The following is an 8,401-nucleotide window of genomic DNA, read 5'->3' as shown; positions in this document are numbered from 1 at the left end:
CGCACCGTCCTGACCAGCAGGGCCAGTTGCTCCTTTTTCTCCCTTAGAAGAAGAGTCGTTACTTGCAACTGCTGCCAACCCCGCCAAAGGAATTAATGCCAATAACCAGTATGGATTAAAGGTATAGGTTGCTGCCGCTAAAGGCTCACCACCTAAGGCCTGACCTGCTGCAATTTCATCTGCGAGCAAACTGACCGCATGTTCCTGTAAACCACTTTCTGGTACATAGGCGTAATAACTACCATTTTCATGCAAACCAATTAATAAATTGGTGCTTGTTCCATCTTGATTGTAATAATCTTCAATGATCAGATCCGTCTCAAATGGATGCTTTCTATCATCTTCAAAAGCCACATGCAGGTCATTGCCGACACGTTTTGTTTTGATATTTTCTGGCGCAAACTGGGTAGCAGCATCAATAAATTCATAGTTTACATTTTTCTTTGCCTGAATAATCACAGGCTGATCAGGTCCTTTTGTTGCCTGAAATGTTGAAATCACTTTGTTGGCATTGTGCAACTTAACAGTAATATTTTGATTTTGCATAATCATCATCCCAATCTTGTTACAACAAGAAGCATCAATATGTTTTTAAAAATTTAAATCTGGAAAAGTTGGTTTATTGCGCTTTAAAACCATATGTCACAACCTCTACACGGCGGTTCGGCAAGTTACATTCATCTCTGGCTGTTTTATTATTTGCAAAGCGAGCATCACAATCACTCACCACAAGCTCGTGCTCACCACGACCTTCTACCAAAATATTTGAATTCGTCACACCTTGCTGAATCAATAGATGTCTTACTGTCTGTGCACGTTGTAAGGAAAGTCTCTGGTTATATTCTTCTGAACCAACAGGATCGGTGTAACCAATTACCGCAATTTGTCCAATATGAACTGCATTTTTTTTGATTTCAGCTGCAATGATTGCAATCTCGCGCTGTCCTTGCGGTAACAGGTTTTGTGAATCTGCCTTGCCATAGGCAAATAATGCACTTGCAGCTAAAGTGTATTTTTTCACAACAGGCTGAGGGGCTTGAGCCTGCTGATACACTATTTTCGGACAAATACTGCTTTGTTCTAGGCGAGGCAGAGTATGAGTTTGTTCTTGTGTATGCTGTAGAGCTTGCTGAGCTTGCTGCTCGGTTAAAGGCTTAAGAGCCAGTTGATGATCATCGGCTTGAATGACCGAAAAATAATGTATGCGATTGTTGGTCAAATCAAAGGTGTTTTTTTGCTCACGCAGGATTGGATAATTTAGGTTGATATCAGTATATGCCACAGTGATATTGGTTGGCATTGCACATAACGGAATTGCTTTATAACCACCCGATTGTAAAGAGGTCAGGTATTTCCCCTCCACAAAAATATTCGCTGCCGTACCTTCTACAGCACCTGGCTCACGAATGAATACTGCCATTACCTGCTCTGAAGTCAAACTTTCAGTTGCAATTGCGGCATTTGGAATGAAGTTACGCCATTTTTCATTAGAAGATAACTGTCCAGTTGAACTACAACCGACTGCCAGCAATGAGAGACCTAAAATACTAACCAGCTTCTTTGCACCCATCGTCAACCCCCACGAATTTCACAAGTTTACTAAAACCTAGATTTAAGTTTTGCTAACAAAAGCAACAAAAATATAATTTCTGAGACAGAATTAACACTTACTCTTTCATAATAGTAAATAAAACAATAAAAATCTAACAAAAATCGAGGATTAAATATAATTTCTTCAAGATTTTTGTATTTTAAATATTATTCTCACAGAAACCTGACAATCATTATCATTAAAGGATATAAGATTAAAAATATAGCAACAATTCTCTTTATTAATCGAATTGTATTTACAATTCTCAATCTCAAACACAACAATAGCACTTAACAAAATATTAATATCTTTACAACAATCCCATATCTTTATTATGGGATTAAGCTATTTTAAATTCTTAAAATGTTAAGCCATTAAAATAACCTTAAATTTATTATGGATTTAAGATGCTTCATTTAAGTAATAGTCAAAATATTAATATTTATAGTTACTTTTTTGATTTTATTCATATAAAAATAAAATAATTAACAAATAGTCAATAAAAAAAGCCAGGCTTAAAACCTGACTTATTTTAGATATACTTCATAATGATAGAAGAGAAAGGATAATGCTTTAGCGCTCCTGTAATGCTTGCTTCATTCGTGTGATCGGTTTAATCAGGTATTGCAGAATGGTTTTTTCACCAGTTTTAACATCCACACTCGCAATCATGCCTGGAATAATCGGCATTGGTTGACCATTTTTATCGGTCAAAGCATTCTGGCTAGTTTCGACCAAAATCCGGTAGTAAGCTTCATCTGGATTCAAATTCAGCTCACTTGGACGGGTTTTATCACGTAAGGTATCTGGACTGATTAAAGTGACTTTGCCTTCAAGTCCACCATAAAGTGAATAGTCATAAGCAGTAATTTTTACAATCGCATCTAAACCTGGACGTACAAAAGCAACATCCTGAGGGCGAATATAAGCTTCTACCAGCAATTTATCATCCAGCGGAACAATTTCCATAATATCCTGTCCCGCCTGAACCACACCACCGACCGTATTGATTTTAATGTTTTTCACAATCCCCCGTAATGGTGCGCGTATTAAACTACGGTCTACCGGGTCGGCTCGCATCGCCATATTTTCTTTGGCCTGTGCCAGTTCAGATTCAATCCGTACCAGTTCATTGTTGGCTTCTGCTGCATACTGATTGCGTTTGTCATCTATTTGCAGGGCCAGGTCCGAAGACTGGCGACGCATACGTAACAATTCAACCTCGGACATTACTCCTTCTGCCACCATTGGTGCAGTAATAGCTATCTCACGGTCTAGCATCGACTTGCTGGTTCTTAGGCCAGACACTGCATCTTCTACCGCACGGCGTCGTGCTTCATAGGCAGCACGCTCACGGCGCTGTAAGTCTAAACTAATCCCTGCGGGAAACTGTATCGCAGTACCATAAGATTCCGCACGTAAACGTGCCGCCATGGCTTCTAGGTTAGCAACCTTGGCTTCACTTTCACGTAATACCGCGGCACTTCTTGTATCGTCCAAGGTTAATAAAATTTGCCCTTTTTCAACTACATCCCCTTCACGCACCCGCATCTCTTTAATGGTACCAGGATCAAGACTTTGTACAATCTGTTCACGGCTAGTCGGAATTACACTGCCTTGTCCACGCGTGACTTCTTCGACCGTGCTGTTATAGGCCCAAATCACAAAGACCACTAAAAACACGAACAGCAAACCAATCACCCAAAACAGCCCTGTATGCTTTTCTTTTTGCAAAGCTGCATTCAGATCATTAACCAGCTTCAGGTCTTTGGAATGTATCTGCTCAGATGACGGAGCTTGTTTATCTTTCATACATCTTTCTCAATTATTGCAGGCGATGTCACAGGGGTATTTTGCTTCACACTGTTGGCTTAACCATTTTCAGAGGTGGCTGCAGTATCGGAATTTGGGGTCACTGCCTGGCTCACTTGAGCTGAACTGCTCGCCCCTGCAGGTCGAATCACGCGTGGTGCAGTCATACGCGCTTTTTGTTCGTTGTGCGCCAGCTTTTTCAGCACAGCATCACGAGGACCATCCATCACAATTTTGCCCTGATCCACCACCACAATCCGATCTACAATACTCAGCACCTGCATACGATGTGTCACCACCAACAGGGTTTTGTCTTTACACCATTGCCCTAATGCTTTCAGGGCTTTCTGCTCGGTGCCCTGATCCAATCCTGTGGTTGGTTCATCTAACAGCACCACTTTAGGATGGCGTAAAGTTAAACGGGCCAGCGCAATAATTTGTTTTTGTCCGCCGGATAAGCCTTGCCCATCTTCACCCAATGGCATATCCAGACCTTTAGGATGGTTTTGGATCACCTGCTCTAAACCAAAGCGTTTCAGTGCATTGAGTAAATCCTGATTGCCTGTAAAGCCATCTTGACGTGCCAAATCTAAATTTTCACGTAAACTGCCTAAAAACAACCGTGGAGATTGTCCCAGCATGGCAATTTGATTACGCACAAAATTCGGATCAAGTTGGCGTAAATCCACCCCATCCAAAGTGATATTGCCCTGACTCGGCTCAAACAAACCACTGGCCAGTTTAAGCAAGGTGGTTTTACCACTGCCAATTTTGCCCAAAACCCCGACTTTCTCACCCGGTTTCAGCTGCAATTGCACGCCTTTGACCACCTCTGGCGTATCATCCTGATATTTAAAGCTCACCTGTTGCAGATTTAACTCACCGGCCACATCCTCCAGACTAATGTATTCACGTTCTGGGTCACGCTCAATTTTACGGTCAATAATACTTTGCAAACCTTGCATGCCGACTTTGGCTTGCTGGAAGCGAATGGCCAGATTGGCAATTTGTGCCAGTGGTGCCAGTGCACGCCCTGAGAGAATTACTGCAGCAATCAAGGCACCCATGGTGATTTTAGAATTAGCATCTGGACTATGAATTAAATAGGTACCGACAATCACCAGCAGTACCGTATTCAATTGTTGAACCCCGACAGAGAAATTCACCACAAAGTTGCTTAAATCACGGGTTTTAATACTGGATGCTGCACTACGGGCGGTATAAAAATCCCACTTTTCTTGTGCCCAGCTGGCGGCATTATTGGTTTTTAAGGTTTCAATCCCTTCAATTGCTTCAACTGCTAGACCTTGACGCTGTGCACCTTCACGCATTGATTCATTAATAAAACGTGCCAATGGACCTTGGGCTAAAAAACCAACCAGCATCACAATAGGAATCAGAATTAATGGCACCAAAGCCAACTTACCAGCGATGAGCCAAATGACCGTAATGAACAGCAATAAGAACGGTAAATCCACCAACACCAATAAACTGGCGCTGGTCATAAAATCACGTACCGACTCAAATTCACGCAAGTTATTGGCATAGGCCCCTGACGAAGCAGGCTTTTCTGACAAATCCAGACTCATAACCCGCCTAAAAATAGCCGAGCTGATAATCAGGTCTGCTTTTTTACCCGCAATATCGGTTAAATGCCCACGAATCATTTTAGCCACAAACTCAAACAGAATGGCTAAAACTACCCCAATACTGAGTACCCATAACGTTTCATAGGATTTATTCGGAATCACACGGTCATAGACATTCATCACATACAATGAACTGACCAAGGCCAAAAAGTTGATAATAAAAGTTGCTAAAATCACCTGATAATAATAGAAACGGAAACGCCAGATGACTTTCCAGAACCAGGCTTTCGGCATGTGATATTCAGGTAGCTCTGAACGCAAATCACTGGCCAATTTGGGCTTAATAAACCAGCAATATCCCAAATACAATTCACTTAGTTGGGCTTGTGTCAGCTGTTGTTTTAAGCCATCAGTCTGCTGAATTTGATACACCCGCTCATCACCCACCCCTTCAATTTTGGTAATGACAGCTGCATTTTCATCGTGTAATACAATCACTACAGGCATTGCTAAAGATGGAATATCCTGCAAACTGCGTTGCGCCAAAGTGTTGTCAAAACCATGGGTTTTTAAAACCTCGCTCAGCGAATGATAATTCACCTGCAGGTTCTGATCATGGGTCACCTGTGCCATTAAGGTCGCTACAGAAATAGGCGTTCCCAAAAGCTGAGTAACCAAGGCAATATGTTCAATGATGGATTTCATGATCGTTTTAACAACCCTTCTGCTGTCACAAGAGTGGGATTAAAATTAAGGCTGTGCCTTCCAGTTTGAATGAGGTGCAGCCATCGCCCAGCTTGAAATTTTGCCTTGCGCACGTAAATACGCCAAAGCAGCCATACGGAAATCATTTTGTGCCGTCACATAGGCCATTTCTACCGCCGACAGTTCATTATAAGCATTTAAAACATCAACCAAGGTTTTACGTGCAATCTTAAATTGCTTTTCATTGGCCACGACTACATCACGTGATGCTGCAATTTGTTGCCGGCTAATGTCCATTTTTTGCTTGCTTTGAAACATATCAATTTCTGCAGTGCGGGCACGCTCTTCAATATCACGTTGAATTTGTCCTAATCGTGCCTGTGCAGCCACAATCGACTGCCCACCCTGCTCTACTGAATATTTGGCGCCCTGATTAAACACATCCCAAGCCATACTCAAATAGATCTCTCGGTCTTCAGTGGTGACATTACCTTCCAGATTAATACTTGGGTAGCGTTTAGTTTGACGATATTTATGTTCTGAGCGAAGACTGTCTAATTCCGCTTGTTGTGCCTGAAATGAAGGATGTTGACTGCTATCGCTCAGGCTATAACGCTCCACCACATCTGTCACACTAAAATGGGCAAAAGGATCACTTAAACCTTCGGGATTAACATTCGGGGTATATTTTTTTAAATTGCTTAAAGCAAAACCAAGCTCACGCTGCAAACCACTAATCATATGCTCGACCTGCATTTGTCGTGCTTTGGCTTGAATAAGTTCAGAACGGCGTCCCTGGTCATATTGCACAATAATGCCAATATCGCGGGTAAATTTATTATGGCGCTCCAAACTGCGGTTTTGTACCGCTATAGATTCCTGGGCACGCAAGGCTTTAATATATTCACTGCCAATGGTGTAACCCAGTTCTTCTGCTGTTTCACCCGTTTTTTGCTGATAGTAAACAGATTTATTTTTATCTCGCTCGATCTGGGCACGAATTGCGCCAAACGAGTACAGGTTTAAAGTTCCTCGCAATCCCGGAGTCAAATCTTCACTGGTGTAATCAGCACGGTTTTCATGAGATTGACCAAGGATCTGATTGGCCGTGACAGCCAGAACAGGATAATGCAAGGCCTGCGATTCTTTGACTTTACTGATAGCGGCCTGCTCATTGGCTTGTGCCTCAATGATTAGCGGATCTTGCTGTAAAGCCATTTTTAAAATCGTTTGCAGCTCTGCGGCCTGGGCAAGGGAACTCAAACACAATGCGGTGAAAAGAATCTTTGCAGCATCTCCACCAATCCGTTTTGCAAACACTTTACACTTGTTCATACGTGACAAAATGAGTAGATAAATGATTCAAGACATCCCCCGGTATTTAAGGCCGTAAATTCCATAAAAGTATGCGACGGCTGTAAAAGTTTGATGGATTTCATAATTCTTTCCAGTTCCCCCAAATGTGTCAACCATTTTTAAGCTCTTCTTCACCTTATCTTCTAAGACTTTTCCAATAGATTCAAATGATTTCATCACATCTAGCCAAATGGAATAATCCCTTGGTTTGAATTGTTCAAGGCATTGATTGATCAGCGTCACTGGTTATCATTGATATAACGTTCTATTTAAATCATGATTTATTTAATGATCATGTATATAATTATCCAAATACTCAACTATATTCTATTTTTCTTTCAAATCACTCTCTATCAAATAGATTTTTTAATTAATATATTGCCATTAAACAAATTGCAGCTAAATTATGACTAATATATTAGAATTCTTTCATAAGTCATTTTTTACTCAGTTCCATATTATAGATTCCCGCAATTAAATTGAATCTCAAACCAAGTCTTTTACCTCGGTTGCGATATCGCTCGGCAAGGATTTTGAAGGTTTTTAAACTACCAAATACATGCTCAATGCCAATTCTTCTTTTATTAATTTCTTGATTGTAAAGCTTTAGCTCAGGAGTCAGTTTGCAACGTTTTTTGCTTTTAATGGCAATAGACTATTTGGATACACTACGTAAATCCCTTGATAGGGCGGCTTTAAAAATAAAATTAGCTTTCCAGTATTTTTAAACTGAGTCGCATCAGTTGCAAAGCCAGCTGTTTACGCTCATCCAGGCCGTTCCACAAGGTATCTTGACCCAAAATAGAATAATGCCCTTCGCCACACTTAATTTTTAGATCCTGCTCTACATCCTGCAGCCACTGTTCACTCTGATAATATTCCTGCAACTGTGACCAGAGCTGCTCTGCTTGCTGTAATTGCTGCTGGGTCTGCTCCAGCTGCTCCATCAAGTTACGCCATTGTTCATATTTCTGCTGCAGCAATTGAGGATCGAATTTCATCATACCGCCCTGTGTTGTCTTTCTTCTTTTGAGTGTAAAGGATGCAACGCGGGGGATGAATGGTGGTTATGTCACTGGGCAGTCTATAGTTTAATAATGTTTGACGTGCTCAACATCTGGAAATTTATCTGCCGAAATACCGCAAACGAAGATATTGATTAATCCAACCAGAATCAATATGCATAAAAAAAGCCCTGACACTGTCAGGGCTTTTTGAATTTGGCGGAAGCGGTGAGATTCGAACTCACGGAGGACTCACACCCTCGTCGGTTTTCAAGACCGGTGCATTAAACCGCTCTGCCACGCTTCCATGTGCGCCATAATACGAAGCTTTTTTCCATCTGACA

General features: G+C 41.4%; 8 protein-coding genes and 1 tRNA gene. All 9 read right to left on the bottom strand.

The window, feature by feature from the left end; translation table 11 throughout:
- Positions 1-546 (bottom strand): hypothetical protein (locus tag ACPEPR_RS12260; protein WP_423562499.1); only part of this gene is annotated, 546 nt, incomplete at its 3' end.
- 73 nt (positions 547-619) lie between these two features.
- Positions 620-1,570, bottom strand: coding sequence for an OmpA family protein (locus ACPEPR_RS12255; RefSeq protein ID WP_423562498.1), 951 nt, complete (start codon positions 1,568-1,570; stop codon positions 620-622).
- A gap of 594 nt (positions 1,571-2,164) precedes the next feature.
- On the bottom strand, positions 2,165-3,403 hold the full coding sequence (locus ACPEPR_RS12250; RefSeq protein ID WP_075167724.1) for an HlyD family type I secretion periplasmic adaptor subunit: 1,239 nt from the start codon (positions 3,401-3,403) through the stop codon (positions 2,165-2,167).
- 59 nt (positions 3,404-3,462) lie between these two features.
- Positions 3,463-5,697: a type I secretion system permease/ATPase gene (locus tag ACPEPR_RS12245; protein ID WP_423562497.1), complete on the bottom strand. Its 2,235-nt coding sequence runs from the start codon at positions 5,695-5,697 to the stop codon at positions 3,463-3,465.
- A 45-nt stretch (positions 5,698-5,742) separates the two neighbouring features.
- On the bottom strand, positions 5,743-6,960 hold the full coding sequence (locus ACPEPR_RS12240; protein ID WP_423562496.1) for a TolC family protein: 1,218 nt from the start codon (positions 6,958-6,960) through the stop codon (positions 5,743-5,745).
- Positions 6,961-7,059: 99 nt separating this feature from the next.
- Positions 7,060-7,296 (bottom strand): hypothetical protein, encoded by a 237-nt coding sequence (locus tag ACPEPR_RS12235; RefSeq protein ID WP_158650644.1) that lies wholly within the window; start codon positions 7,294-7,296, stop codon positions 7,060-7,062.
- A gap of 193 nt (positions 7,297-7,489) precedes the next feature.
- The gene (locus ACPEPR_RS12230) at positions 7,490-7,642 is read right to left on the bottom strand and encodes a transposase (protein ID WP_410110900.1); all 153 of its coding nucleotides are present in this window, start codon (positions 7,640-7,642) and stop codon (positions 7,490-7,492) included.
- Between the two features lie 118 nt (positions 7,643-7,760).
- A complete protein-coding gene (locus ACPEPR_RS12225; protein WP_228151496.1) occupies positions 7,761-8,054 on the bottom strand; it encodes a DUF4298 domain-containing protein in 294 nt (97 codons plus the stop codon).
- Between the two features lie 220 nt (positions 8,055-8,274).
- Positions 8,275-8,364: transfer RNA gene (locus ACPEPR_RS12220), tRNA-Ser, on the bottom strand.
- Positions 8,365-8,401: the final 37 nt, after the last annotated feature.

It is taken from the genome of Acinetobacter sp. AND/436, assembly GCF_049546925.1.
Lineage (GTDB): Bacteria > Pseudomonadota > Gammaproteobacteria > Pseudomonadales > Moraxellaceae > Acinetobacter > Acinetobacter indicus.
Note: the sequence above shows the minus strand (reverse complement) of the source record. Positions and strands in the feature narration are given on the sequence as shown.

Coding starts and splice junctions, on each gene's coding strand:
- ACPEPR_RS12255 (WP_423562498.1), bottom strand. CDS start 1,570: ATGGGTGCAAAGAAGCTGGTTAGTATTTTAGGTCTCTCATTGCTGGCA.
- ACPEPR_RS12250 (WP_075167724.1), bottom strand. CDS start 3,403: ATGAAAGATAAACAAGCTCCGTCATCTGAGCAGATACATTCCAAAGAC.
- ACPEPR_RS12245 (WP_423562497.1), bottom strand. CDS start 5,697: ATGAAATCCATCATTGAACATATTGCCTTGGTTACTCAGCTTTTGGGA.
- ACPEPR_RS12225 (WP_228151496.1), bottom strand. CDS start 8,054: ATGAAATTCGATCCTCAATTGCTGCAGCAGAAATATGAACAATGGCGT.